The sequence below is a fragment of the Stenotrophomonas lactitubi genome (assembly GCF_002803515.1).
Classification (GTDB): domain Bacteria; phylum Pseudomonadota; class Gammaproteobacteria; order Xanthomonadales; family Xanthomonadaceae; genus Stenotrophomonas; species Stenotrophomonas lactitubi.
The window spans coordinates 1,382,977-1,408,582 of record NZ_PHQX01000001.1 but is presented as its reverse complement, the minus strand read 5'-3'; the positions used below and the strand labels follow the sequence as shown (position 1 = coordinate 1,408,582).

Sequence of the window (25,606 nt, the reverse complement as noted above, 5' to 3'; positions counted from 1 at the left end):
CGGCAGATGACCCGCAACTCCGCCCCGCCGGGCATGGCCCGGCGCTACCCACCTCAGCCCTACCCCGCCTGCGGGAACAGCAGCATCGCGTCGCCGTAGCTGAAGAAGCGGTAGCGCTGCTCGATCGCGTGCTGGTAGGCCTCGAACACCCGCTCCTTGCCGGCGAAGGCCGAGATCATCATCAGCAGCGTGCTTTCGGGCAGGTGGAAGTTGGTGACCATCGCGTCGACGCTGCGGATCCGGTAGCCCGGGGTGATGAATATCTGCGTTTCGCCGGCGAACGGCAGCAGTTCGCCATCGCGCATCGCGCTTTCCAGCGCGCGCACCACGGTCGTGCCCACGCCGATCACCCGGCCACCGGCCGCACGCGTGCGGCGCACCTGCTGCACCAGCTCTGCACCCACGTTCAGCCACTCGCGGTGCATCACGTGGTCCTTCAGGTCGTCGGCGCGCACCGGCTGGAAGGTGCCTGCGCCCACGTGCAGGGTGACGTGGCCGAAATCCACGCCCTTGTCCTTCAGTGCCGCCAGCAGCGCCTCATCGAAGTGCAGGCCGGCGGTCGGCGCCGCCACCGCGCCCACTTCGCGGGCGAACACGGTCTGGTAGCGCTCGCGATCGTCCACGCCCGGCTCGCGCTGGATGTAAGGCGGCAACGGCAGCCGGCCAGCGTGCAGCAGCCACTGTTCCAGCGATTCCGGCACATGGAACTGCAGCACGTAGAACTCGCCATCGCGCCCGAGCACCTCGGCTTCACCACCCGGGTCCAACGCGATCCGGCTACCGGGCTTCGGCGACTTGCTGGCACCCACCTGGGCCCTCGCCTGCTGGCCGCCGAGCAAGCGCTCGATCAGGATCTCCACGCGGCCACCGCTGGCCTTCTGCCCGAACAGGCGCGCCGGGATCACCCGGGTGTCGTTGAACACCAGCAGGTCGCCCGGCTGCAGCAGCGACGGCAGGTCGCGCACCTGTAGATCGGTGAAGGCAGCCGGAGCCGGCGGCACCAGCAGCAGACGGCTCGCCGAGCGTTCGGCCAAGGGTGCCTGGGCGATCAGTTCGGCCGGCAGGTCGTAATGGAAATCGGACTTCTTCAAGGCAGTGGACGGCAACAGGTCGACAATGGCGCGCATTGTACGTCCAGCGTCTGCGAGCCTGCGCAGCGGACCTCGAACGTCGCGCAAAATGCTGCTATGCAGCAGTCTTTTGCGGGGTTATCGCGCAAAAAAACAAGTGCTAGCATCGACGAGGAAGTCCGCTGCACGAGCCCGCCCCAAGCGCGCGTAAAGACGCGCGTTTTGCTTTTGAAGGCCCGTGCGACCCAACGTTTCAGGAGATCTGCAATGAGCTTCATCGAACGCCTCGCCCCCCTCCGCGCCCAGCCCGGCACCCGCCTCACCAACGGCCTGGATGACGCAACCCTGACCGCCCTCGCCGCCAACCATCCGCAACTGGTTGCCGCAGTCGATGCCGCTGCTGCCGAATTCGCGCGCGTGCAGGGCGAGCTGGGGCCGCTGCTGGCACAGGATGAGCAGGCGCAGATCGATGCCATGCAGGACGGCTTCGTCAATTTCTACGCCGATGATGCGGTGACCCCGTACGTGGCGCTGGCCGCACGCGGCCCGTGGGTGGTCACCCTGAAGGGCGCGGTGCTGTATGACGCCGGTGGCTACGGCATGCTCGGCTTCGGCCATACCCCCGATGCGGTCATGGAGGCGATGTCACGGCCGCAGGTGATGGCCAACATCATGACCCCCAGCCTGTCCCAGCAGCGCTTCATCACCGCGCTGCGGGCCGAGATCGGCCACCGTCGTGGCGGCTGTCCGTTCACACGCTTCATGTGCCTGAATTCCGGCTCCGAAGCGGTTGGCCTGGCCGCGCGCATCGCCGACGTCAACGCCAAGCTGCAGACCGACCCGGGCGCGCGCCATGCCGGTGCGGCGATCAAGCGGGTGGTCATCAAGGGCAGCTTCCACGGCCGTACCGACCGCCCGGCGCTGTATTCCGATTCCAGCCGCAAGACCTACATGCAGCACCTGGCCAGCTACCGTGGCGAGGAGTCGGTGATCACCGTCGCCCCGTACGACGAGGCCGGGCTGCGCAAGGTGTTCGAGGATGCCGCGCAGAACAACTGGTTCATCGAAGCGGTGTTCCTGGAGCCGGTGATGGGCGAAGGCGACCCGGGCCGCTCCGTGCCGCCTGCGTTCTATGCGTTGGCCCGCGAACTGACCCGCGCCCACGGCAGCCTGCTGCTGCTGGACTCGATCCAGGCCGGCCTGCGCGCCCATGGCGTGCTGTCGGTGGTCGACTATCCGGGCTTCGAAGGCCTGGATGCGCCGGACATGGAAACCTATTCCAAGGCGCTCAACGCCGCGCAGTACCCGCTGTCGGTGCTGGCGGTGACCGAGCACGCCGCGCAGCTGTACCGCAAGGGCATCTACGGCAACACCATGACCAGCAACCCGCGTGCGCTGGACGTGGCCTGCGCCACCTTGGCCCAGCTGACCCCGCAGGTCCGCGCGGCGATCTCCGAGCGCGGCGCTGAGGCCGTGCGCAAGCTGGAGCAGCTGAAGAACGAGCTGGGCGGCCTGATCACCAAGGTGCAGGGCACCGGCCTGCTGTTCTCCTGCGAGCTGGCCCCGCAGTTCAAGTGCTATGGCGCCAATTCCACCGAGGAATGGCTGCGCCAGCACGGCATCAACGTGATCCACGGCGGCGAGAACTCGCTGCGCTTCACCCCGCACTTCGGCATGGACAGCAGCGAGCTGGACCTGCTGGTGGGCATGGTGGGCCGCGCGCTGCGTGAAGGGCCCCGCCGCGAGCAGGCTGCCGCTGCGTAACCGCAGACCCTCGTAGAGCCGGGCACTGCCCGGCTGAAGGCCGACGGGCTGGCGGTGATCTGAACGAAATGCCGCCGGGCATGGCCCGGCGCTACAGAGAACATCGGTAAGGCCTCATAATTGCCCGGACACCCCGCCCTGCGACCGGCTTCACTGGTCGACCGCGGGGCGTTTTCGTTTCCGGCCAAGACAGGAAGATCCATGAAGTCGATCTGTGTGTACTGCGGTTCCAACGCTGGCAGCAAGCCGGTCTACACCGAACGCGCCATTGCGCTGGGCGATCGCATCGCCCGCGACGGCATGCGCCTGGTGTACGGCGGCGGCAATGTCGGCCTGATGGGCACCGTGGCCAATGCCGTGCTCGCCGCCGGCGGTGAGGTCACCGGCGTGATTCCGCGCCAGCTGGCCGACTGGGAAGTGGCCCATCGCGGCCTGACCGAACTGGAGATCGTCGGTTCGATGCATGAGCGCAAGTCGCGCATGTTCGATCTTTCCGATGGCTTCGTCGCCCTGCCCGGCGGCTTCGGCACCATGGAAGAGATCTTCGAGATGCTGACCTGGCGCCAGCTCGGCATCGGCAACAAGCCCTGCGCGTTCCTCGACGTGGACGGCTTCTACGCACCGCTGATCGGCATGATCGATCGCATGGTGGAAGAGCGCTTCCTGCACCCCGAGCAGCGCCAGGACCTGTGGTACGGCTCGGACATCGAAGAGATGCTGGCCTGGATGAAGAACTACCAGCCGGCCCAGGCCTCGAAGTGGATCGACGAGAAGCGCCGCGCGGCGTTGCGTTGAAGACTGCGTGCGCGGTGGCTCAGGCCGCCGCGCGCGTCCACGGTGCCGGCCGGCCCAGCAGGTAACCCTGGCCGTAGTCGCAGCCGAGCTCAAACAGCGTGTCACGCTGCGCCTCGGTCTCGATGCCTTCGCCAATTGTCTCGATGCCCAGCGTGCGTGCCAGTGACAGCACGCCCTCCACCAGCGCGCGCGTGCTCTGCGCCTCCGGCCCGTGCAGGCCGGCAATGAAGCTCTGGTCGATCTTCAACGTGCTGATCGGGAAGCGGTGCAGGTAGGACAGCGCCGAGAAGCCGGTACCGAAATCGTCCAGCTGCACCTGGATGCCGCGTTCGCGCAGGCCCTTGAGGATGTGCAGCGTATGCGGACCATCGTCGAGCAGCGCGACCTCGGTGATTTCCAGGCGCAGCCGCTGTGGGTCCGCGTTGCACGCCTCCAGCAATCCATACAGCCGTCCGCTGAACTCGGCGGAGCGGAAATGCCGTGGCGACACGTTGACTGAAACATAGCCACGTCCGCCGTCGGCGAGGCCGGCAATGACCTGCTCGTAAATCAGCCAGTCGACCTGTTCGATCAGGCCACTTTCCTCGCCCAGTTCCAGGAACGCGCCCGGCAGCAGCAGGCCGCGGCGCTCATGCTTCCAGCGCAGCAGGGCCTCGTGGCCAACCACTTCGCCATCGGACAGGCGCACGATCGGCTGGTAGAACGGCACGAAATCACGGTTGTTGATCGCGCGCCGCAGGTCAGCCTCAAGATCCAGACTGCGCAGCGCCTGCTCGCGCATCTCCTCGTCGAAGATCGAGCAGCGGTCGTGGCCCTGCGCCTTGGCCCGGTACATCGCCGCATCGGCGTCGCGCAGCAGTTCTTCACCGGTGCGATAACGCGGGTTCCACAGGGCGATGCCCAGGCTGCCGGAGGGAAACAGCTCCCGACCGGCGATCCACATCGACTCCTGCAGTGCCAACAACAACCGCTGGCCGAAATCCAGCGCCTGCGCCAGCCCGTCCGGGCATTGCAGCAGCACGGCGAACTCATCGCCGCCCAAGCGCGCAACCACGTCGTTGTCACCCGCCATCGATACGATGCGCTTGGCCACTTCCACCAGCATGCGATCGCCGGCGGCGTGGCCGATGCTGTCGTTGACCAGCTTGAAGCGGTCAAGGTCCAGGAACAGCACCGCGAACACCGGGCCGCCTTCGCGCCGGGCCAGCGCGAGCGCATCCTGCAGCCTGTCCAGCAGGTGCAGGCGATTGGGCAGCCCGGTCAACGCGTCGTGCATGGCCTGGTGGGTGAGGCGCTGCTCGGCGCGCAGGCGTTCGCCGATCTGGCCCAGCAGCTTTTCGTTGACCTCGCCCAGTTCGCGGGTGCGCTCTTCCACCCGTTTTTCCAGCTCGGCATGCGCCGAGCGCAGGCGCTGCTGGTCGCGCTGGCGCGCAAGACCGGTGCCGATGTTCTGTGCGACGAAAATCAGCAGGCGCTGGTCATGCACACTGAAGGCGATCTGCTCGGTGTAGCTCTGCACCACGATCGCGCCGACCACTTCGTCGTCGCGCAGCAGCGGCACGCCGAGCCAGCACTGCGAACGTGCGCCGGATTCGCGCACCTCGCCGGTTTCCAGCAGCGCATCGATCTGTGCACGCGAGGCCAGCAGGGGTCGCCGATGGCGGACCACATATTCGGTCAACCCTCGGCTGAACGCGCGCGGTGCACGACTCGCGTTGTGCTCGTCTACCGAATAGACGAAATCCAGCCCATCTCCCTCGGCATTGACCAGCGCGATGTAGAAGTTGCGCGCATCCAGCAAGCGCCCGACCACGCCGTGGACCTGCCCGTAGAACTGCGCCAGGCTGTCGGCCGACATCGCCATCTCGGCAATGTTGTACAGCGCGGTCTGCAGCTGCTCTGCACGACGGCGCTCGGCCACTTCATCCTGCAGGCTGAGATTGGCGCGCTGCAGCTCCTGCGTGCGCCGTTCCACCTGCTGCTCCAGCCGCACCTGCGCCTGGCGACGATCCATGGCGGTCTGCACGTGCTGGGCGACAAAACCCAGCAGCGCCCGTTCGGCTTCGCCGTAGCGGTCGGCGTGCTCGTAACTCTGCACCACGATCGCACCACACACGCGGCCATCGCGCAGCATCGGCACGCCCAGCCAGTCCAGGCTTTCGGGGCCGCGCTGCGGGTCGTGCTCCTGGTCTACCCGCGCCAGCAGTTCGCGCGAAGGCCCGCTCAGCGGCCGGCCATGCCGCAGCAACGCCACGGTCAGGCTGCGCGGCATCTGGTCGATGTCGTAGCTCTGTGCAGGATCGGCAACGAAGTCATCGACCTGGTCGGCGAAGTACAGGAAGCGGATCTGCCGGCGGGCATCGTCATACTCGACGATGTAGCAGTTCTGCGCATACATCAGCGTGCCCAGCACGCCATGCACGTGGCGCAGCATCTCGCCCATTTCCAGGTCGGCACCGGCCAGGTCGGCAATCTGGAACAAGGCCTGCTGCAACCGCTCGGCCTGTTCCAGCGCCTTGATCTGACCCGCCTGGCGGTCGCGCTGCAAGGCCAGCTCCATCGCCTGCCGGGCCAGCCCCCACCAGGCCGGAGAGGGTGTCGCCCCGCGCACCGACAGCAACAAGCGGGCGCCGTCGTACTCCCAGCCATGACGGCCTTCGGCATGGTCGGCCAAGGGCTGCCAGACGTCCTCGCCGCCGCCACCGATCGGCCAACCGCCCTGCCCGCTGCCGAGCTGCGGATCGTCCCAACCGACGCGCACGACCGCCGTTTCCGGCAGCAGCGCATGCAGCGCGCGCACCAGCGCCGCGCTCAGCACAGGCTCGTTGTGTGACGCTTCCAGCGCGCGGTCGGCTTCGGTGGACAAATGACGTTCTCTTGGCGCCGCCTGAGCGCCGCCTCCCCTGAATTACCGAGCATAACGCGCCACCCGGGGGGCAATGGAAGCCCGGTAACCCCGAAACGTGCCGTCGGGCGTTTTTCCTGTCGATCCTCTCCTGATTCCCGCCGTGACCGTCGCCCTGTCCCACGCCATCGCCGGCTATGCGCCACCGCCTGCAGGGCTTACCCTGTACGGCGTGGATGCCAGCGCCCTGCCAACCGATGAAGCCTTGATGCTGGCCTGGGCCGCCGGTGACGTGCACGCGTTCGAAAGCCTGTATGCACGTCATCGCAAGCGCCTGTTCGGCTTCCTGCTGCGGCAGCTGCGCGACACCGCGCTGGCCGAGGAGATGTTCCAGGATGTCTGGCAACGGGTGATCAGCGCACGGGCCGGCTGGCAGGCCGACGCGGCCTTCAGCACCTGGCTGTTCCGCATTGCCCACAACCGCCTGAACGACCACTGGCGTGCCGCCCGCCATCGCCCTGCTGCACCGGCCGATGCCGATCTGCGCCTGGCCGCGCTGGAGGATGGGCAGACCCCGGAAGCGGAACTGTCCGAATTCGAACAACGTCGCCGCATCCAACTGGCGATGGAAGAGCTGCCCGCAGAACAGCGTGAAGTGCTGCAGTTGCGGCTGGAACAGGAACTGAGCCTGGAGGAGATCGGCCAGATCACCGGCGTTGGCCGGGAAACCGTGAAATCGCGGCTGCGCTATGCGATGGACAAGCTGCGTGCGGGACTGAACGCATGAACCGAGATGATCCCCTGACCCCGGAAGAACGCGAGCTGGCACGCCTGCTTGGGCGACGCGCCGAACAGGGCCCTCCGCCGGCGCTCGACGCGGCGATCCTGGCCGCTGCGCGTGCGGCCGTGGAGGCGCCGGCCTCTGAGGCGACTCCGCTGCCGGCGGCACCGCGCACGCTGCGCCCGCGCCGCCGCTGGCCGGCCGTCTTCGGCGTGGCCGCATCGACGGTGTTCGCCGTTGGCATCGCCTGGCAGATGCGTCCAGAGCCGCCGTCGGCCCCTGCGGAGGCAGTTGCCACCGCGCCGGCTGCACAGGAAATGGCGGCCGATGCGAACGCCGAAGGCATGTCCTACGACAGCGCGGCCGCCGATGTCGCAGCCACCGAACCGGCACCTGCACCGACAGCAGCACCTGCGGCCGCTGAGGCAGCACCTGCTCCGGCAGCGGCCATCGCAGACGTGCCGAAACCTGCGCCCGTGACACCGCGGCAGTTGCCTGCCCCGATGATGGCGCCGGCACCGCCACCTGCGCCCGCAGCCGACACGGCCTTTGCCGCGCCTGCGATGCCTGCGGCAGCGCCGCCCGCACCGGAAGCCTATTCGGCGCCTGCGCCGGCCGCCGCGCCTGCGGCTCCTGCCGCCGCGATGAGGGCGCGCAAGGCCACTGCGGCGACGGCGGAATCAATGTCCTCCGCACAGGCCACGGCCGAAGACCGCATCACGCTCACTGCGTCCAAGCAGGACGCGGCCGGCAGAACCGCACCTGGCGTCATGCGCCGCGCCAGCGATGCCGGCCTCAGCGCGGAGGCCGTGCAGGCTGAAGTGCAGGCCGACGCCGGGCTGCCCCGCCGGCAATGGCTGCAGAAGATCCGCGAGCGTCGCGATGCCGGCCAGCGCGACCTGGCCCGGGCGAGCCTGGAGCGTTACCTGCAGACCTATCCAGAGGCGCGCCTGCCAAAGGATGTGCGGCCATTGCTGGACGACTGAAGCACGTCGGCGGCAAGCCCGTAGAATGAAGGGAATGCCCGATACCCTCGCCCAACCGGTCAGCCACACCCTGGACGTCAAGCACAGCCGCTTCATCGCGCATGCCGCGCCGATCGAGGGTGCGTCTGCTGCGCTGGCATTTCTGCAGGAGGTGGCCGTGGCCGATGCGACCCACAACTGCTGGGCCTACCGGCACGGCCAGGACTATCGCTCCAGCGACGATGGCGAACCGGCCGGCACCGCTGGCCGGCCGATCCTGGCAGCCATTGATGGCCAGGGATTCGACCGAGTGATGGTGGTGGTCACCCGCTGGTTCGGGGGCATCAAGCTGGGTGCCGGCGGCCTGGTCCGTGCGTACGGCGGCGCCGCTGCCGAATGCCTGCGCACCGCGCCGCGCCTGCCCTTGGTGGCGATGGCGCGGCTGCAGCTGCTGGCTGGATTCGAGGACCTGGGCGCGCTGCACGCTGCCCTGCCCGCCCACGCCGCCGAGAAGCGCGATGAACAATTCGATGCCAATGGCGTGAGATTGCGGGTGGAATTGCCCGCAGACCAGGTCGACGCATTGAAAATCCGCCTGCGCGACGCCACCCGTGATCGTATCCGTATCCAAGATGACCCCCTCGATGACTGACAAGGACGCACCGGCCTCCGACCCGGCCACCCCGCCGCTGCGCCGCCTCGGCAGCCTGCGCACGCTGTGGCCGTTCGTACGCCGCCACAGCGGCTTGTTCAGCGCCTGGCTGCTGGCCCTGGCCGTTTCTTCGGCGGCGACGCTGAGCCTGCCGCCGGCCGTGAAGCAGATGATCGACCACGGCTTCAGCAGCGGTGGCCAGATCAACCGTGCCTTTGCGCTGCTGATGCTGGTCGCGGTGGTGCTGGCGTTGGCGACGGCCGCGCGTTTCTACTTTGTTTCGTTGCTCGGCGAAAAGGTCGTGGCGGATCTGCGCAGCCGCCTGTACGCGCACCTGATCCAGCTCGGCGCCGGCTTCCACGACCGCAGCCGCAGCGGCGAACTGGTTTCGCGCCTGACCGCCGACAGCGAACTGCTGCGCAGCGTGGTCGGCTCGACCATGTCCGTGGCGCTGCGCAGCAGCGTCACCGTAGTTGGCAGCCTGGCGATGCTGTTCGTCACCAGCCCGCGCTTGGCCGCATGGTCGCTGCTCGGCATCCCGCTGGCGGTGCTGCCGATCATCATCGGCGCGCGCAAGCTGCGCACCATCGCGCGCAGCAGCCAGGACCGCATCGCCGATGCCAACAGCCTGGCCAGCGAAACGCTGGGTGCGGTGCGCACGGTGCAGGCGCATGCGCGCGAGCCCTATGAACGCGGCCGTTTCGACCATGCGCTGGGCGATGCGATCCGTGCCGCGCGTCGGCGCATCGGTGCGCAGTCGCTGGTCACCGCCAGCGCCATCCTGCTGGTGTTCGGCGCGATTGTCGGTGTGTTGTGGCTGGGCGCACACGACGTCATCGACGGGCGCCTCAGCGCCGGTACGCTGGGCCAGTTCGTGCTGTACGCACTGATCGGCGGTGGTTCGGTCGGCGCGCTGGCCGAAGTGTGGAATGAACTGCAGCGCGCGTCCGGCGGCATGGGCCGCATCGGCGAGCTGCTGCAGGAAGACATCGAGATCCGTGCGCCGGCCAAGCCGCGTGCGCTGCCGCAGCCGCTGCGTGGCGAAATCCACTTCGACGATGTGGTGTTCAACTACCCGCAGCGACCGGACCAGGCCGCACTGGACCATTTCAACCTGCACGTGCGACCGGGTGAAACCGTCGCTCTGGTCGGCCCGTCAGGCGCCGGCAAGAGCACGGTGCTGTCGATGCTGCTGCGCTTCCACGATCCGGCAGCCGGCCGCATCTGCGTGGACGGCATCGATGTGCGCGACGTCGATCCGGCTGAGCTTCGCGCACAGCTCGCGCTGGTGCCACAGCAGCCGACATTGTTCGCCGCCAGTGCACGCGACAACATCCGCTATGGCCGGCTGGAGGCCAGCGACGCCGAGGTGGAAGATGCAGCCCGCGCCGCTGAGGCCGATGCCTTCCTGCGTGCGCTGCCGGAGGGCTACGACAGCGAACTGGGCGAGCGCGGTGCCCGCCTGTCCGGTGGCCAGCAGCAGCGCGTGGCAATCGCCCGTGCCTTGCTGAAGGACGCACCGATCCTGCTGCTCGACGAGGCCACCAGTGCGCTGGACGCGCAGAGCGAATACGGCGTGCAGCAGGCACTGGAACGATTGATGGCCGGGCGCACCACGGTGGTCATCGCCCACCGGCTGGCGACCGTGCTGAAGGCCGACCGCATCGTGGTGATGGACCACGGTCGCATCGTGGCCGAGGGCACGCATGCGGAGCTGCTGGCTGAAGGCGGCCTGTATGCCGAGCTTGCACGCCTGCAGTTCATCGATTGATGACGGCCGGCTAACACCGGCCGGCTCACTCTGACGTCGTAGCGATGAACCACTGAAGGAGGTCGAACATGTCGTTCCGTCAGTTCCCTGCTGTCGACAGCAATGGTGAAAGCCACATCATCATCGAGTTCAAGCCCGAAGCCAGCGGCAGCGGGCATGGCTCCGAGACGACGCCGCGTTATGAACTCGACGACGGCCGCCAGCTGGTGCGCAACGGCCGCGAATTCACCACCAGCGGTGGTGAGGTCAGGCTGTCGATCTAGCGGTCCGCTGTAGCGCCGAGCCCAGCTCGCCTCAGCCGTTGGCTCCGTCAAAAAAATGTTGGTCATTTTTTGACCAACCATCTTGACAGCCTTGCCCGCCAATGCCTGCAGCCGGTTATCCACATGTTTGCGCAGAAGCCATCCACACGCCCTGTGGATGAATGTTCTATGCAAGCACCCGGCCGATCCCGCTGGCATCCACCTCGGCGGCGGCCGCCGCAATAGCCCTTGGTTCGCTGCCTGCCACGAAACCGATGCGGAAATGCACCTCGCCGGCGGGCGTGCGCGAGGAATGGATCGAGGCCAGGCTGATGCCATGCTGCTCGAACACGTTGAGCAGTTCGCGCAACGACCCCGCGCGGTCTTCAGGCAGATGCACCGACAGTGCGTTGCGCTCGGTCAGGTCGGCCAGCAGATAGCCGACGCGCTCGAAGGTGTAATTTCCCGCAGCCAGCGCCTGATCACCGAAGGCACTCCGGTTGGCCCCAAGCAGGTGTTCGCGGAATGCGCCGCGCGCGGCATCGTCGCCCTGCCCGACCTGCGCCTGCAGCGTCTGCAGCTGGCCGATCAGGCGTTGCAGCATCGGCGCCACATAGGGATTGCCGAACTGGATGTCTTCGTAGATCGCCGGATTCAACGACAGGATGCGCGAGATGATCGCCGTATCCAGTTCGAACGAAGCTGATCGATACGGCAACATTGCTGCCAGCGTGCCCAACTGCGGCTGGTACTCGCGCAGCACACCCGCCTGGGCCAGATGGGTCGCATGCACCATCGCCTGCACCAGCGCCATCATCTGGTCATGGTGCTGCGGCGTGGCCCGCACACACTCTGCCTGCAGTGCCAGGCACAGCGCGTCCACCCAGGGCCGCCAGTGCTGCAGACGCGCCTCGCAGACAACCATCACCCGGCCTTTCAGAGTCGGCGCCTTGGGCGGCGCCGTCATCGGATGCAGGCCCACCACCTCGGCGCGCGAGGCCAGCATCGCCTGCACTGGCGCTTCCTTCACCGAGGTCACATCCAGCCACAAGCGTTCCTGTTCGCGGCCAGCCGACAGGCGCGCGTATTCGGCAATCAACGCGGGCGTGTGCCGGATCGGTGCGGAGAACACCAGCACATCGGCCTGTTCGAGCAGCTGCTCCGGCGCATGCGAATCCGGATCGGCCGGATCGTGGCCGATCACCTGAACCTGCATATGCTGTTCGAAGAACCGGGTCAGCCAGCGCCCATAGGCGCCGGCACTGCCGACGATGCCGACCGTGCGCGGCGTGCGTTCGTGCAGCCCGCTCATGCCAGCCGTTCAGCGCGGAAGCGCATCCCGTCGGCCAACGCCGCCGGTGCGGCCGCGATCACGTCGAACTCCTCGAAACCATGGGCCAGAGTCGCCTCCAACGCCGCATGGGTGCCGGCAATGGCGCGCGAGATGGCCATCTGCATCGGCTCACCGCGCAGCAGGAAGGACACCATCAGCGACATCAGCACATCGCCGGTACCGGCCACGTCGACCGGCAGCAGCGGCGAGGTCCAGCGCCAGGTTTCCTCGCGACCCACAGCCAGCGTCACCAGCTCGCCCGGATTGCCGCCGACGCTGTGGGCCAGCACCCACTGCGGGCCGCGCGCCAGCAGCGCGCGCGAGGCAGCAATGGCATCGGCTTCGGCCAGCGCGGGCATGCCGGTCAGGCGACCGAGTTCGAAGGCATTGGGGGTGACCAGCCAGGCATGCGGCAGCAGGCGTTCAGCGAAGATCGCTTCCAGGCCTGGCTCCACGTAGGGACCGGTGTGGGTATCGCCGATCACCGGGTCCAGGCAGTAGCGCAGCTGCGGGCATGCGGGCAGGATCTCGTCCAGCCAATCAGCAAACGCGGCACCATTGGCGGCGCTGCCGAAGTAGCCGGACACCAGCATCTTCGCCCGCTGCGGGAGACCACGTTCGCGCGTACCGAGCAGCAGGTCGGCAAACCAGTCGCTGGGCAGCACACGGCCACGGGTGGTCTCGTAGAACGGCGCATTGCTCAGCAGCGTGGTCGGGATCGAGGCCACGCGCACGCCAAGCGCGCGCATCGGGGGCAGCGCGGCGCTGTTGCCGGCATGGCCGTAGACCAGTTGTGATTGGACCGAAATGACATCGATCGGCGAAGGGCCGTCGGGCCGCTGGCGGCGGCCGTGGACCAGGTGGTTGTCGAGGGATTCGCTCATGCCCGCATTCTACGCCCAAGGGGGTTTTCGGCAGGGCTGCGCCCTGCACCCGCCGAAGCGGTAGTGCCGGCCGCTGGCCGGCAACCTAAACAGCAACAGCAACAGCGGCACTCCGGGGGATGGCGGGGCACTGTGGGTTTGCGGGGACGCCGTGAATCCGTCCATGGAGGCTTGGTCGCCGCATCCATGCGGCTCACACCCCGCAAACCCACAGTGCCCCGCCTTCGACAGTTCCCCGCGAGCAGTAGATCCACGCCATGCGTGGATGAATCTCTGTCGAAATCGAATATCTCAAATCTGAATCGAAGAGCATCCACGCATAGCGTGGATCTACGTGTCGACCAAGGTCGACACCCACCAACAGCAGCGGGCAATTGTCGAGGGCGGGGTGGGTCCGGTTGCGGGGGCGTGAGCGCCATGGATGGCGCGACCGAGCCTACAGGGACGTATTCACGGCGTCCCCCGCAACCGGACCCACCCCGCCAACTCATAGGAAACCAGCTTTTGCTTCGGCCGTTGCCGTTGCCGTTGCCGTTGCCGTTGCCGTTGCCTCGGCGGGTGCAGGGCGCAGCCCTGCAGAAGAACACCCTCAGTGTGCAGCAGGCCTGGACGGCGGCAGCCATGCCGCCACAATGCCCAGCAGCGGCAGGAACGCGGTCAGCTGGTAAACGAATTCGATGCTGGTCTTGTCGGCCAACAGACCCAGCACCGCCGCGCCGAGGCCGCCCATGCCGAAGGCGAAGCCGAAGAACAGACCGGACACCATGCCGATCCGGTGCGGCATCATTTCCTGCGCGTAGACCACGATGGCCGAGAATGCGGAAGACAGCACGAAGCCGATCAGCACCGCCAGTATCGTGGTCCACAGCAGATCGGCATGCGGCAGCATCAGCGCGAACGGTGCCACGCCCAGGATCGAGGCCCAGATGATCGGCTTGCGGCCAATACGATCACCCAGCGGCCCACCAAAGAAGCCGCCCGCTGCGGACGCCACCAGGAAGGCGAACAGATGCAGCTGCGCCTGCGCCACCGGAATGCCGAAATGATGCATCAGGTAGAAGGTGAAATAGCTGCCGATGCTGGCCATGTAGAAGTACTTGCTGAAGATCAGCACCAGCAGGATCGCCAGCACCCGGGCAATCGTGCGCGGTGGATGGCGCGCGGCGATCACGCCATGTGTTGCTGGGCGGGGAGCGCCCAGATGCAGCGAGTACCAGCGGCCGACATAGGTCAGCAGGGCAATGCCGATCAACGCTGCACCGGCGAACCACGATGCGGAATGCTGGCCGTAGGGCACGATCACCGCTGCGGCGATCAGCGGCCCCAGTGCCGTACCGAAATTGCCCCCTACCTGGAAGACCGACTGCGCCAGGCCATGACGGCCGCCGGAGGCCAGGCGCGCGATGCGCGAGGCTTCCGGATGGAAGATGGCCGAACCGATGCCGACCAGCGCGGCGGCCAGCAGCACCATCGCGTAATTGGGCGCGAAGCCGAGCAGCAGCATGCCGCACAAAGTCGAGGCCATGCCGATCGGCAAGGAATACGGGGCGGGCCGGCGGTCGGTGGCGAGCCCGACCAGCGGCTGGAAGATCGAGGCAGTGAGCTGGTAGGTCAGCGTGATCAGGCCGATCTGGGTAAAGCTGAGGTTGAAGCCGCCCTTGATCACCGGATAGATGGCCAGGATCAGCGACTGCATCATGTCGTTGACCATGTGCGAGCTGGAGATCGCCGCCAGCACTCCTGGCGATACGGGGCGGGCGGATACGGCGGGAGAAGCCAGAGTCGACATTGCGCACGGTCAGGATGGGGGCGAGCCGTGCATGCTACGGTGGCCACCCGCTCCCTTCTGCCGCGTTCTGGTCATGGCCTATCGCAAAAAGGACACCCCCTGCCCCATCCGCGAAACCGCGCCGTGGAACGACGTGCCGGTACATCGTCCGGTGACCTGCCGCGCACGCGACTACCGCGCCGGCACCCATGTCTCGGCGCACAAGCACCGCCGACACCAGCTGGTCTATTCCATGTCCGGGCTGATGGTGGTGCGATCGGAGGTCGGTCGCTGGGTGGTGCCCTCCACTCGCGCCATCTGGATGCCGGCGGGCATGGCACATGCGGTGGACTGCATCGCCGACGTGCACATGCGCAGCCTGTACATCGAACCGGCATTCGCCCCGCACCTGCCGGCAGAGGCGTTCGCCGTGCAGGTGGCGCCGCTGCTGCGCGAACTGCTGCAGGCGGCCAGCCTGATCGACGGACCGCATGAAGAGGACAGCCGCGATGGCCGCGTAGTGCGACTGATGCTCGACGAGCTGCACCGCATGGACGTACTGCCGTTGCACCTGCCCGAGCCCGTCGACCCGCGCCTGCACAGGATCTGCCAGCACATCCAGAAGCATCCCGGCGACGAGGCTACTCTGCAGGACTGGGCGCAGGCGCTGGCGATCGACGTGAAAACCATCCAGCGCCACTTCGCCAGCGAACTGGGCATGACCTTCGGCCAATGGCGGCAGCAGGCACGCCTGTTGGCCGCGATGGAACGGCTGGCCCGCGGCGAGAAGGTGATCGATGTGGCGCTGGCGATGGGCTATGAAAGCCCGAGTGCGTTCACCAGCATGTTCAAGCGCCAGCTGGGTCAGACGCCGGCGGCGTTTTTCCGTTGAGCCGTTGAACGGCATCCACGCATGGCGTGGATCTACTGCGCTACCTACAGGTAGGGATTCTGCTTGTCAGGACGCAAGTGGAAAATCCGTCTCATTCTCGCAACCGCATCCATGTTCCGATAGCGCCCCACGGAAGAGGAAGGGCTTGTGACGAAAGCATGGAGTATCACCCGATGGCTTGCGGTTGCTGTGTTGCTGGCCCTGACGGCAATGCAACCATCCGCATATGCGAGCGGCACGCAGTTCCGTTTCTACTCGGATGAACAGAAGGACGGTTTTCATTTCTTTCTCGAGATCCAAGGTCGAAGCGACGATGGCTACATCCATGTTCGTTGGAAGGGACAGCCCAAGGATGCCGCCCTGCGGAACCCGTACTACGTCGAAATGAACCGCGCCCAGAAACGCTTCTACGTCCGGCCCAAAGAACGGGATGGGCACCCCTGGTTCGAGCTGGATGTCGTGGGTGATCGCGGAACGCTCCTGTTCGAGGGGCGCCGGCTGTACGGAAAAGCTGATTGGGAAATCCTGTAAAGCAACCGCAAACGAAAACGCCGGGCAGAGCCCGGCGCTGTCGTTCAACATGTCCGTTGACAGATCAGGACGTCATCCGATCCCAGAAGCCCTTCACCCCATCGATGAAGGTGGCCGACTTCGGCGAATGCTTGCGCGCATCCTCGCCGTTGAAGGTGGCCTCGAACTGCTCCAGCAGCTTGCGCTGGTCGCTGGTGAGATTGACCGGGGTCTCCACCACCACGCGGCAGTACAGGTCGCCTTCGCTGCGGCTGCGCACCGAACGAACACCCTTGCCGCGCAGGCGGAACAGCTTGCCGGTCTGGGTCTCGGCCGGGATGCGGATTTCCGCTTCGCCACCGAGGGTGGCTACGCGCACGGTGTCACCCAGCGCGGCCTGCGAAATGCGGATCGGCACTTCGCAGTGCAGGTCGTCGCCGTCGCGCTGGAAGATGTGGTGCTCACGCACGCGCACTTCCACGTACAGATCGCCCGGCGGCGTCCCCGCAGGCCCAGCCTCGCCCTCACCCGCCAGGCGGATGCGGTCGCCGGTATCCACGCCCGCCGGCACCTTCACCGACAGCACCTTGTCTTCTTCGACACGGCCGTTGCCGTGGCAGGTCTTGCAGGGCTTGGCGATGATCTGGCCACGGCCACCACAGTTGTGGCAGGCCTGCTGCATGGCGAAGATGCCGCGCTGGATGCGCACCTGGCCGCGCCCATGACAGACATTGCAGGTCTCGACCTTGCCATCTTCCGAGCCGCTGCCATCGCAGTCGCCGCATTCGGCCAGGGTCGGAATCTCGATGCGGCGTTCGACGCCACGCACCGCTTCTTCCAGGTCCAGCTCCATCACGTAACCGATGTCGGCGCCGCGGCGCGCCTGGCGCGGACCGCCGCCGCCGGCACCACCAAAGATGTTGCCGAAGATGTCACCGAAAATGTCGTTCATGTCCGGGCCGCCCGGACCACCACCGCCACCGCCCATGCCGTGTTCGAACGCGGCGTGGCCATGGCTGTCGTACATGCGACGCTTGTTGCCGTCGGACAGTACTTCGTAGGCTTCCTTGCACTCCTTGAAGGAGGCTTCGGCCGCCGCATCACCCGGGTTGCGGTCCGGGTGGAACTTCATCGCGCAACGACGATAGGACTTCTTCAGTTCTTCGTCGGTGGCGGTGCGGGCAACGCCCAGCACTTCGTAGTAATCGCGCTTGCTCATATCGTGGATCGCATTCCGGAAAGTCGGGATTCGTCAAAGCGGAAGAGCGGAACCAGGTCCGCTCTTGCGTCGGGCGCCCCGACGCGCCAGAGGGCGGTCAGGACCCTGATACGACAACGGGACGCTGGCAAGCAGCGTCCCGCGTCGGTCCGGATCAGGACTTCTTGTCGTCCTTGACTTCGGTGAACTCCGCGTCCACCACGTCATCCTGTGCCTTGCCCGCATTGCCGGCGTCGGCACCCGGGGCTGCACCGCCCTGGTCGGCCGAAGCCGCAGCGAACAGCGACTGGCCAGCTTCTTCCAGCGCCTTCGACTTGGCTTCGATCTGTGCCTTGTCGTCACCCTTCATCGCGGTTTCCAGATCGGCCAGGGCCGCTTCGACCTTGCCGATCACTTCGCCGCCGACCTTGCTGCCGTGCTCGGTGATCGCGCTGCGGGTGCCGTGGATCAGGGCGTCGGCCTGGTTGCGGGCCTGCACCAGCTCCTGGAACTTCTTGTCTTCTTCGCGGTTGGCTTCCGCGTCGGCGACCATGCGTGCGATCTCTTCCTCGGACAGACCCGAACCGGCCTTGATCTCGACCTTCTGTTCCTTGTTGGTCTTCTTGTCCTTGGCCGACACGTGCAGGATGCCGTTGGCGTCGATGTCGAAGGACACTTCCACCTGCGGCAGGCCGCGCGGGGCCGGCTCGATGCCGGACAGGTCGAACTTGGCCAGCGACTTGTTGAAGCGGGCCTGCTCGCGCTCACCCTGCAGCACGTGCACGGTCACGGCCGACTGGTTGTCCTCGGCGGTGGAGAACACCTGCGAGGCCTTGGTCGGGATGGTGGTGTTCTTTTCGATGATCTTGGTGAACACACCGCCCATGGTTTCGATGCCCAGCGACAGCGGGGTCACGTCCAGCAGCAGCACGTCCTTGACGTCGCCGCCGAGCACGCCGCCCTGGATCGCAGCACCCAGTGCCACGGCTTCGTCCGGGTTGACGTCCTTGCGCGGTTCCTTGCCGAAGAACTCGGTGACCGCCTGCTGCACCTTCGGCATGCGGGTCTGGCCACCGACCAGGATCACTTCGCTGATATCGCTCGAACGCAGGCCGGCGTCATTCAACGCAACGCGGCACGGCTCGATCGACTTCTTGATCAGCTCTTCCACCAGCGATTCCAGCTTGGCGCGGGTCAGCTTGATGTTCAGGTGCTTCGGACCCGACGCGTCAGCGGTGACGTACGGCAGGTTCACTTCGGTCTGTTGGGCGCTGGACAGCTCGATCTTGGCGCGCTCGGCAGCATCCTTCAGGCGCTGCAGGGCCAGCGGATCCTTGCGCAGGTCGATGCCCTGGTCCTTGTTGAACTCTTCAACCAGGTACTCGATGACGCGGTTGTCGAAGTCTTCACCACCCAGGAAGGTGTCGCCGTTGGTGGCCAGCACCTCGAACTGCTTCTCGCCGTCGACGTTGGCGATCTCGATCACCGAAACGTCGAAGGTGCCGCCGCCCAGGTCGTACACAACGATCTTGCGATCCTTGTTGTCGCCCTTGTCCAGGCCATAGGCCAGCGCGGCCGCAGTCGGCTCGTTGATGATGCGCTTGACGTCCAGGCCGGCGATGCGGCCGGCGTCCTTGGTCGCCTGGCGCTGGCTGTCGTTGAAGTAGGCCGGCACGGTGATGACCGCTTCGGTGACCTTCTCACCGAGGAAGTCCTCGGCGGTCTTCTTCATCTTCTCCAGCACCTTGGCCGAGATTTCCTGCGGCGCCATCTTCTTGGCATCGCTGGTGGACACCCAGGCATCGCCATTGTCATGGGCCAGGATGCCGTACGGGACGTGCGCGATGTCCTTCTGCACTTCGGCGTCGGTGAACTTGCGGCCGATCAGGCGCTTCACCGCGTAGAAGGTGTTCTTCGGGTTGGTCACGGCCTGGCGCTTGGCCGAGGCACCGACCAGGACTTCGCCGTCCTTGGTGTAGGCGACGATCGACGGGGTGGTGCGATCGCCTTCCGAATTTTCGATGACGCGGGCCTTGCCGCCGTCCATGATCGCCACGCACGAGTTGGTGGTGCCGAGGTCGATACCAATGATCTTGCCCATGGGGGACTCCTTGAAGGATGTTGTTTTTGTCAGTCCGGCCGTTCGGCCGGTGGATGAATGGGATGTGGGGGAGGCTCGTGGAACATTCAAGCCATCCCCCGAACGCTGTGTTTCCGCTCGCCCAACACGTTCAGCGTCGGTCGTGCCGATGCCCCGTCCGGGGCGAGGACACCCTCGCCGGGCCTGGCCCGGCGCGCGGGGTCAATCGGCGGCAACCACCACCAGCGCCGGCCGCAGCAGGCGCTCGTTGAGCAGGTAACCCTTCTGGAACACGGTCACCACGCTGCCCGGGGCGGCGCCGGGGGCGGCGACCTGGCTGATCGCCTGGTGGTGTTCCGGGTTGAACGGCTGGCCGGTCGGGTCCAGCAGGACCAGGCCGTTGTCGGCGGCAACCTTCAGCAGCTGCTTGTAGGTCATTTCCAGACCTTCACGCAGCGGATGGGCATCGTCGCCGGCGGCCTTGAGGCCGGCATCGAGGCTGTCGAATACCGGCAGCAGCTCGCCCAGCAGCTTTTCGTTGGCGAACTTGCGGGCCTGCTCGATATCGCGGGCCACGCGCTTGCGCTGGTTGTCGAGGTCGGCGCGCTCACGCAGCGCTTCGACCTTGACCTGCTCCACTTCGGCACGGAGCTGTTCGATCTGTTCGTTGACGCCCTCGGCGGCAGCTGCGTCGGCGGCGGCCTGCTGGGCGGCGATGTCTGGCTGATCTTGATTCATGTCTGGGTCCCTGGCGGTCACTCTCCGCCTCCACCCACCCTAGTGTGGGCGGGATGCTGCGTTTCAAGCGTCCGATGCACCTGGACTTCGCCCGCCGGGCGAAAAGGCCGCACCGAGCACATCGGCGGTGGCCTGCACCAGCGGGATCATGCGGTCGTAGGCCATCCGTTTCGGCCCGATCACGCCCAGCACACCCAGTACCTGGCCATTGGCGGTGTATGGCGCGGTGACCAGCGAGACGCCCTGCAGCGGCACCACGCCGGTTTCTTCGCCGATGAAGATGCGCACGCCGGGGGCCTGGATGGTCCGCTCCAGCAGCTGCAGGATCTCGCGCTTGCTGGAAAACAGCTCGAACAGTTCGCGCAGGCGCTCCAGGTCGGACAGGTCCTGCACCCCCATCAGACGGGTCTGGCCGGCCACCAGCATGTCGTCGGCCGGCGGCTGCAGGGCCTGCTCGGCCAGCTCGATGCTGTGCGCCAGCACCTGTTCCAGCTCGGACCGCGCGTCGCGCAGCTCCAGAAGCAGGCGGGTACGGATCTCGGCCAGGGGCAGTCCGGCGAAGTGGGCATTGAGGTAGTTGGCCACCTGCTCCAGCTGCCCCGGTGCGAAGTCCTGGCGGGTCTCGATCACCCGGTTCTGCACCTCATTGTCGGCAAACACCAGGATCGCCAGCACCCGGCGCCCGTCCAGTGCCACGAAATCGATCTGGCGGAAGGCGAACTGCTCACGCCGCGGCGCGCTGACCACGCCAACAAAATGACTCATCGCCGACAGCAGCTCCGAGGCACTGCCGAGCAGGGCCTGGGTACTGCCGCCTCCGGCCAGCTCCTGACGCAGCCGGGCCAGCTCACCTTCGCCCGGCGGCTGCATCTGCAGCAGGCTGTCGACGAACACCCGATAGCCATGCGCGGTCGGAATCCGGCCCGCCGAGGTATGCGGCGACGCCAGCAACCCAAGATCTTCCAGGTCACCGAGGATGTTGCGGATGGTGGCGGGACTGACCTCCAGGCCGGCCACGCGCGCCAGCGTCTGCGAGCCCACGGGTTCGCCGTCCTGGATGTAGCGCGCGATCAGCGTGCGCAGCAGGTGCCGCGCGCGTGGGGCAAGTTGGTCGGGAGAACCGTGCATGGAATCAACCTGTGAGACAGGGACATTAGATAATGGCGACGCATCCCCTTGGCAAGTCATTGGACGACCCCGCCGCGCGTGCTAGCGTTGCGCGGCTGCAGACACCCCCTTACCCATGCTCAGACATCTTTCAATCAAGGATTTCGCCGTCGTCCGCGCCACCGAACTGGAGTTCGGGCCGGGCATGACCGTGGTTTCAGGCGAGACCGGCGCGGGCAAGTCGCTGATGGTCGACGCCCTGGGCTTCCTGTCCGGCCTGCGCGCCGACAGCGGCGTGGTGCGCCATGGCGCCGCCAGGGCCGAACTGTCGGCCGAGTTCGCGCTGGACCAGCTGCAGGCCGCCCGCCAGTGGCTGGCCAGCAACGAGCTGGACGATGAAGACCAATGCCAGCTGCGCCGCGTGATCCGCGCCGACGGCGGCTCACGTTCGTGGATCAACGGCCGTCCGGTCACGCTGGCACAGCTGGCCGACCTGGCCGGCCTGCTGGTGGAGATCCATGGCCAGCACGAGCAGCAGGCCCTGCTGACGCGCCCGTCGCAGTTGGCCCTGCTGGACGCCTATGCCCGCAACGAAAGCGAACGCCGCCAGGTACGCCGCGCTGCCGCCACCTGGCAGGCGCTGGTCGATGAATCCTTGGCACTGTCGCAACAGGGCGATGTGAGTGACCGCATCGGCTTCCTCGAACACCAGCTGCGCGAAATGGACCGTGAGGATCTGGAACCGGAGTCGATCACCGCGCTTGGCGCCAGCCATCGCCGCCAGGCCCATGCCAGCGCCCTGTTGAGCGCCTGCCAGACAGCTACGGACCAGCTCAACGGTGACGAAGGCCACTCGGCGCTCGATCTGCTGCAGCAGGTGCGGCATGAACTGGCGCGGGTGGCCGAACATGACCCGCGCCTGGGCGACGTCGATGCCTTGATCGACAGCGCCTCCATCCAGCTGCACGAAGCCCTGGCCCTGCTCGACCGGGTACATGACGACCTGGATGCCGATCCGGACCAGTTCGAGGAGAACGAGCGGCGTCTGGGCCGCCTGCACGATCTGGCACGCAAGCACCGCGTGCCGATGGATGAGCTGGGTGCGCAGCGCGAACGCATGCATGCCGAAGTGGAGCAGCTGCGCGGCGCCGACGAACGCCTGCAGCGCCTGGCCGGCGAGATTGAAAAGGCCGCAGCGGCCTGGCGTGTCGAGGCCGCGGTGCTGACCACCAGCCGCCGCACCGCTGCTGCCGAGCTGTCGGCCACCACCACCGGCATCATCGCCGAGCTGGGCATGGGCGGCGGCCAGTTCCTGATCGAGCTGGAGCCGCAGGACAACGGCAAGCCGGACCCACAGGGTGCCGAGCGCGTCGAATTCCTGGTCGCGGCCAATGCCGGCCAGCCGCCGCGTGCGCTGCGCAAGGTCGCTTCCGGCGGCGAGCTGTCACGCATTTCGCTGGCCATCGAGGTGGCCGCGCTCGACCTGGACGCGGTACCGACCATGGTGTTCGACGAAGTCGATTCCGGCATCGGTGGCGCAGTGGCTGACATCGTCGGCCAGAAGCTGCGCGCCCTCGGCGAAAAGCGTCAGGTGCTGTGCGTGACCCACCTGCCGCAGGTTGCCTCCAAGGGCCACGCGCACTACCGGGTCAGCAAGGCACCGGTGGAAGGCATGACCCAGAGCTCGGTGGAGAAGCTGGACACCAAGGCGCGCGAGGAAGAGCTGGCGCGCATGCTGGGTGGCGTGGAAGTGAGCAAGGAAGCCCGCGCCGCCGCGCGCAAGCTGTTGCAGGCCTGAGGCTGGTGGCGCCGAGCGTGGGCTCGGCTCTACAGGAATCTCGAACGGAACCGACGTGTAGAGCCGAGCCCATGCTCGGCTTCCGCGCGGCAGCGCGGCGCATGTCACCCCAGCGGTCGCGCCAGATCCACCGTTTCCACCAGGAAATCGAGGAACGCACGCACCCGCAGCGGCAGGTAGCCGCCCTGCCCCAGGAACACGGCGTGCACCTCTTCCAGGTCGCCCGGGTTGGCGTCCTCCAGTACCGGCAACAACCGCCCTGCCGCGAGGTCGGCCTGCACCTGGAACGCCGCCAGCCGGGCCATGCCCAGCCCGCCCAGCACCAGCTGACGCAGCGCATCGCCATTGCTGGCGCGCGCATTTCCGCTGGGCAGTACCCGCTGCTGCTGGCCATCCTGCAACAGCGGCCAGCCCTGCACCGACCGTGCGTGGCCGATATCCAGCCGGTTGTGCGCCAGCAGCGCGTCGACATTGCCCGGCAATCCATGTCGTGCCGCATAGGCCGGTGCCGCCACGATCATCATCCGCGTCGCCCCCAGCCGGCGTGCGACCAGGCTGGAACTCTTCAACGGGCCGGCCCGCACCGCCACGTCGGTGCGCTGCTCCAGCAGATCGATCACCTCGTCGGTCAGGGTCAGGTCCACCCCCACCTGCGGGTGCCGCTGCAGGAATTCCGGCAGCAGCGGCAGCAGGAAGTGCTGGCCGAACGGCACGTTGGCATTCACCCGCAGCCGCCCGCGCGGCTCGGCGTGGGCGCTGGCGCAGCGTTCGGCCTCTTCCAGATCAGCCAGCACGCGCAGGCCACGCTCATAGAACGCACAGCCCTCCGGGGTCAGCTGCAGCTGGCGGGTAGAACGCTGCAGCAGGCGCGTACCCAGCCGTTGCTCCAGGCGCGCAACCAGCTTGCTGACCGCCGACGGCGTCATCTCCAGGCTGCGGGCGGCAGCGGAAAAGCCGCCGGTCTCGATGACCCGCACGAACACTTCCAGTTCGCCGGATCGGTTGATGTCGGTACGTGCCATGGCAATGAATTTGATTCACAGATGATTATCCATGCGCAGTCTAGTTCACAGGTGAACGCGGACGCACCATGGCCGTCCCTCCCACCGGGTCATTCCGATGAATCGTCTGAGCCAACTGACCGCCACCGCCCTGCTTGCCCTGTCCGGCGCCGCCGCCGCCGCGTCACCCGCGTCACCCGCGCCGCACTGGGTCGCCAGCTGGCAAGCCAGCCCGCAGCCGGTATGGAGCGCTGATTTCCTGTTCCCTACCCTCATCCCTGGCCAACTGCAGGACCAGACCTTCCGGCAGAGCGCTCGCATCAGCCTGGGCGGGGCGCGCCTGCGGGTCCGGCTGAGCAATGCCTATGGCACCCAACCGTTGCGGATCGGCGCTGCCAGCGTGGCTGCACATACGGGTGACACGCCGCAGCCGCTGCGCTTCGACGGCCAGCCCGGGGTCGTGATTGCGCCGGGGCAGGACCGCCTGAGCGATCCGCTCCCCCTTCCCACGGCTGATCGGCAGGCCTTGCAGGTCAGCGTCTATCTTCCCGACCCCACGCCGCTGCAGACCTTCCATTGGGACGGGCGGCAGACCAGCTGGATTGCGCCGGGTGACCAGCATCGGCTGCCTGCATTGCATGGCGCCAACAGCACCACGGCCCGCCTGCTGTTGTCGGGTATCGACGTGGAGGCGGCGACCAGCGCGCGCAGTGTGGTGGTGATCGGCGATTCGATCACCGATGGCGCCACCGCCAGCCTTGACCAGGACCAGCGCTGGACCGATCACCTCGCCGCGCGGCTGGCGCCGGAGGGCGTAGCGGCGGTCAATGCCGGCATTTCCGGAGGCAGGTTGCTGCGCGATGGTATGGGCCAATCGGCGCTGGAGCGCTTCCAGCGTGACGTGCTCGACCAGCCCGGCGTCGCCAGTGTGATCGTGCTGATCGGCATCAACGACATAAGTTGGCCAGGTACGGCCTTCGCCCGCGGCGAGACGCGGCCGACCCTGGCCGAGCTGCAGGCCGGCTACCGCGTCCTGGCCGAACGCGCCCATGCCCGCGGCCTGCGTATCCTCGGCGCGACCCTGACGCCGTTTGCCGGTGCCCTGCCCGGCACCCCGCTGGACGACTACTACGCCCCTGGCAAGGATGCCCAGCGCCGGCAGCTCAATGCCTGGCTGCGCACGGATAGTCCGTTCGATGCGGTGATCGACCTCGACGCCGCTCTGCGCGATCCGGCCGATCCTTCACGGATGGCGGCTGCCTACGACTCCGGCGACCACCTGCACCCGGGCGATGCGGGGAACCGGGCGATGGCCGAGGCGGTGGATCTGGAGGTCCTGATGGGGCCATCCACGCGTGGCGTGGATCTACTGCGGCGCTGAGCCCACATAAGCAAAACCCCGGGCATGCCCG

The 25,606-nt window shown here is 67.0% G+C and carries 21 protein-coding genes; 11 read left to right on the top strand and 10 right to left on the bottom strand.

Annotated elements, in window-relative coordinates; translation table 11 throughout:
- Positions 1 to 59: 59 nt before the first annotated feature.
- On the bottom strand, positions 60 to 1,091 hold the full coding sequence (queA, locus tag CR156_RS06870; protein WP_100554086.1) for a tRNA preQ1(34) S-adenosylmethionine ribosyltransferase-isomerase QueA: 1,032 nt from the start codon (positions 1,089 to 1,091) through the stop codon (positions 60 to 62).
- A 246-nt stretch (positions 1,092 to 1,337) separates the two neighbouring features.
- Between queA and CR156_RS06865 the strand changes: the two genes are divergently transcribed.
- Positions 1,338 to 2,834: an aminotransferase class III-fold pyridoxal phosphate-dependent enzyme gene (locus CR156_RS06865; protein ID WP_100552290.1), complete on the top strand. Its 1,497-nt coding sequence runs from the start codon at positions 1,338 to 1,340 to the stop codon at positions 2,832 to 2,834.
- Positions 2,835 to 3,035: 201 nt separating this feature from the next.
- Positions 3,036 to 3,629, top strand: coding sequence for an LOG family protein (locus tag CR156_RS06860; protein ID WP_025875132.1), 594 nt, complete (start codon positions 3,036 to 3,038; stop codon positions 3,627 to 3,629).
- A 19-nt stretch (positions 3,630 to 3,648) separates the two neighbouring features.
- Here the strand turns inward: CR156_RS06860 and CR156_RS06855 are convergent, their stop codons facing one another.
- Positions 3,649 to 6,495 carry a bifunctional diguanylate cyclase/phosphodiesterase gene (locus tag CR156_RS06855; protein ID WP_100552289.1) on the bottom strand — a complete coding sequence of 949 codons (2,847 nt, stop codon included), beginning with the start codon at positions 6,493 to 6,495 and terminating at the stop codon, positions 3,649 to 3,651.
- 247 nt (positions 6,496 to 6,742) lie between these two features.
- Between CR156_RS06855 and CR156_RS06850 the strand changes: the two genes are divergently transcribed.
- From CR156_RS06850 to CR156_RS06830, 5 genes are all read left to right on the top strand, one after another.
- Positions 6,743 to 7,261, top strand: coding sequence for an RNA polymerase sigma factor (locus CR156_RS06850; RefSeq protein ID WP_218946912.1), 519 nt, complete (start codon positions 6,743 to 6,745; stop codon positions 7,259 to 7,261).
- Positions 7,258 to 8,241 (top strand): hypothetical protein, encoded by a 984-nt coding sequence (locus CR156_RS06845; protein WP_100552287.1) that lies wholly within the window; start codon positions 7,258 to 7,260, stop codon positions 8,239 to 8,241. Before CR156_RS06850 ends, CR156_RS06845 begins: the two co-directional genes overlap by 4 nt.
- 34 nt (positions 8,242 to 8,275) lie before the next feature.
- A complete protein-coding gene (locus CR156_RS06840; protein WP_100552286.1) occupies positions 8,276 to 8,872 on the top strand; it encodes an IMPACT family protein in 597 nt (198 codons plus the stop codon).
- A complete protein-coding gene (locus CR156_RS06835; RefSeq protein ID WP_100552285.1) occupies positions 8,865 to 10,643 on the top strand; it encodes an ABC transporter transmembrane domain-containing protein in 1,779 nt (592 codons plus the stop codon). Before CR156_RS06840 ends, CR156_RS06835 begins: the two co-directional genes overlap by 8 nt.
- Positions 10,644 to 10,711: 68 nt before the next feature.
- Positions 10,712 to 10,906 (top strand): hypothetical protein, encoded by a 195-nt coding sequence (locus CR156_RS06830; protein WP_088101408.1) that lies wholly within the window; start codon positions 10,712 to 10,714, stop codon positions 10,904 to 10,906.
- A 166-nt stretch (positions 10,907 to 11,072) separates the two neighbouring features.
- On the opposite strand, the gene CR156_RS06825 is transcribed toward CR156_RS06830, so the two are convergent.
- The 3 genes from CR156_RS06825 to CR156_RS06815 form a co-directional block, all read right to left on the bottom strand.
- Positions 11,073 to 12,197, bottom strand: a complete 1,125-nt coding sequence (locus tag CR156_RS06825; protein ID WP_100552284.1) for a prephenate dehydrogenase — start codon at positions 12,195 to 12,197, stop codon at positions 11,073 to 11,075.
- Entirely contained in the window at positions 12,194 to 13,102 is a 909-nt protein-coding gene (gene pdxY, locus CR156_RS06820; protein WP_099820190.1) for a pyridoxal kinase, read from the bottom strand. Before pdxY ends, CR156_RS06825 begins: the two co-directional genes overlap by 4 nt.
- Before the next feature lie 589 nt (positions 13,103 to 13,691).
- A complete protein-coding gene (locus tag CR156_RS06815; RefSeq protein WP_100552283.1) occupies positions 13,692 to 14,891 on the bottom strand; it encodes an MFS transporter in 1,200 nt (399 codons plus the stop codon).
- 73 nt (positions 14,892 to 14,964) lie between these two features.
- On the opposite strand from CR156_RS06815, the gene CR156_RS06810 reads away from it, so the two are divergent.
- Together CR156_RS06810 and CR156_RS06805 are read left to right on the top strand one after the other, a co-directional pair.
- The gene (locus CR156_RS06810) at positions 14,965 to 15,762 is read left to right on the top strand and encodes an AraC family transcriptional regulator (protein WP_100552282.1); all 798 of its coding nucleotides are present in this window, start codon (positions 14,965 to 14,967) and stop codon (positions 15,760 to 15,762) included.
- Positions 15,763 to 15,909: 147 nt separating this feature from the next.
- Positions 15,910 to 16,293, top strand: a complete 384-nt coding sequence (locus CR156_RS06805) for a hypothetical protein (RefSeq protein ID WP_133120063.1) — start codon at positions 15,910 to 15,912, stop codon at positions 16,291 to 16,293.
- Positions 16,294 to 16,357: 64 nt separating this feature from the next.
- On the opposite strand, the gene dnaJ is transcribed toward CR156_RS06805, so the two are convergent.
- The 4 genes from dnaJ to hrcA all read right to left on the bottom strand — a co-directional run bounded on the left by dnaJ (position 16,358) and on the right by hrcA (position 21,416).
- Positions 16,358 to 17,491 carry a molecular chaperone DnaJ gene (gene dnaJ, locus CR156_RS06800; RefSeq protein WP_025878872.1) on the bottom strand — a complete coding sequence of 378 codons (1,134 nt, stop codon included), beginning with the start codon at positions 17,489 to 17,491 and terminating at the stop codon, positions 16,358 to 16,360.
- Positions 17,492 to 17,645: 154 nt separating this feature from the next.
- The gene (gene dnaK / locus CR156_RS06795) at positions 17,646 to 19,571 is read right to left on the bottom strand and encodes a molecular chaperone DnaK (protein WP_100552280.1); all 1,926 of its coding nucleotides are present in this window, start codon (positions 19,569 to 19,571) and stop codon (positions 17,646 to 17,648) included.
- Positions 19,572 to 19,772: 201 nt separating this feature from the next.
- On the bottom strand, positions 19,773 to 20,288 hold the full coding sequence (gene grpE, locus CR156_RS06790) for a nucleotide exchange factor GrpE (RefSeq protein WP_100552279.1): 516 nt from the start codon (positions 20,286 to 20,288) through the stop codon (positions 19,773 to 19,775).
- Positions 20,289 to 20,351: 63 nt separating this feature from the next.
- On the bottom strand, positions 20,352 to 21,416 hold the full coding sequence (hrcA, locus tag CR156_RS06785) for a heat-inducible transcriptional repressor HrcA (RefSeq protein WP_089240450.1): 1,065 nt from the start codon (positions 21,414 to 21,416) through the stop codon (positions 20,352 to 20,354).
- 115 nt (positions 21,417 to 21,531) lie between these two features.
- On the opposite strand from hrcA, the gene recN reads away from it, so the two are divergent.
- Positions 21,532 to 23,193: a DNA repair protein RecN gene (recN, locus tag CR156_RS06780; protein ID WP_100552278.1), complete on the top strand. Its 1,662-nt coding sequence runs from the start codon at positions 21,532 to 21,534 to the stop codon at positions 23,191 to 23,193.
- 104 nt (positions 23,194 to 23,297) lie between these two features.
- Here recN and CR156_RS06775 read toward each other — a convergent pair whose 3' ends face one another.
- Complete coding sequence (locus CR156_RS06775) at positions 23,298 to 24,215, bottom strand: LysR family transcriptional regulator (protein ID WP_100552277.1); 918 nt, start codon at positions 24,213 to 24,215, stop codon at positions 23,298 to 23,300.
- A gap of 97 nt (positions 24,216 to 24,312) precedes the next feature.
- Here CR156_RS06775 and CR156_RS06770 point away from each other — a divergent pair, with 97 nt between their 5' ends.
- Positions 24,313 to 25,575, top strand: coding sequence for an SGNH/GDSL hydrolase family protein (locus CR156_RS06770; protein WP_100552276.1), 1,263 nt, complete (start codon positions 24,313 to 24,315; stop codon positions 25,573 to 25,575).
- Positions 25,576 to 25,606: the final 31 nt, after the last annotated feature.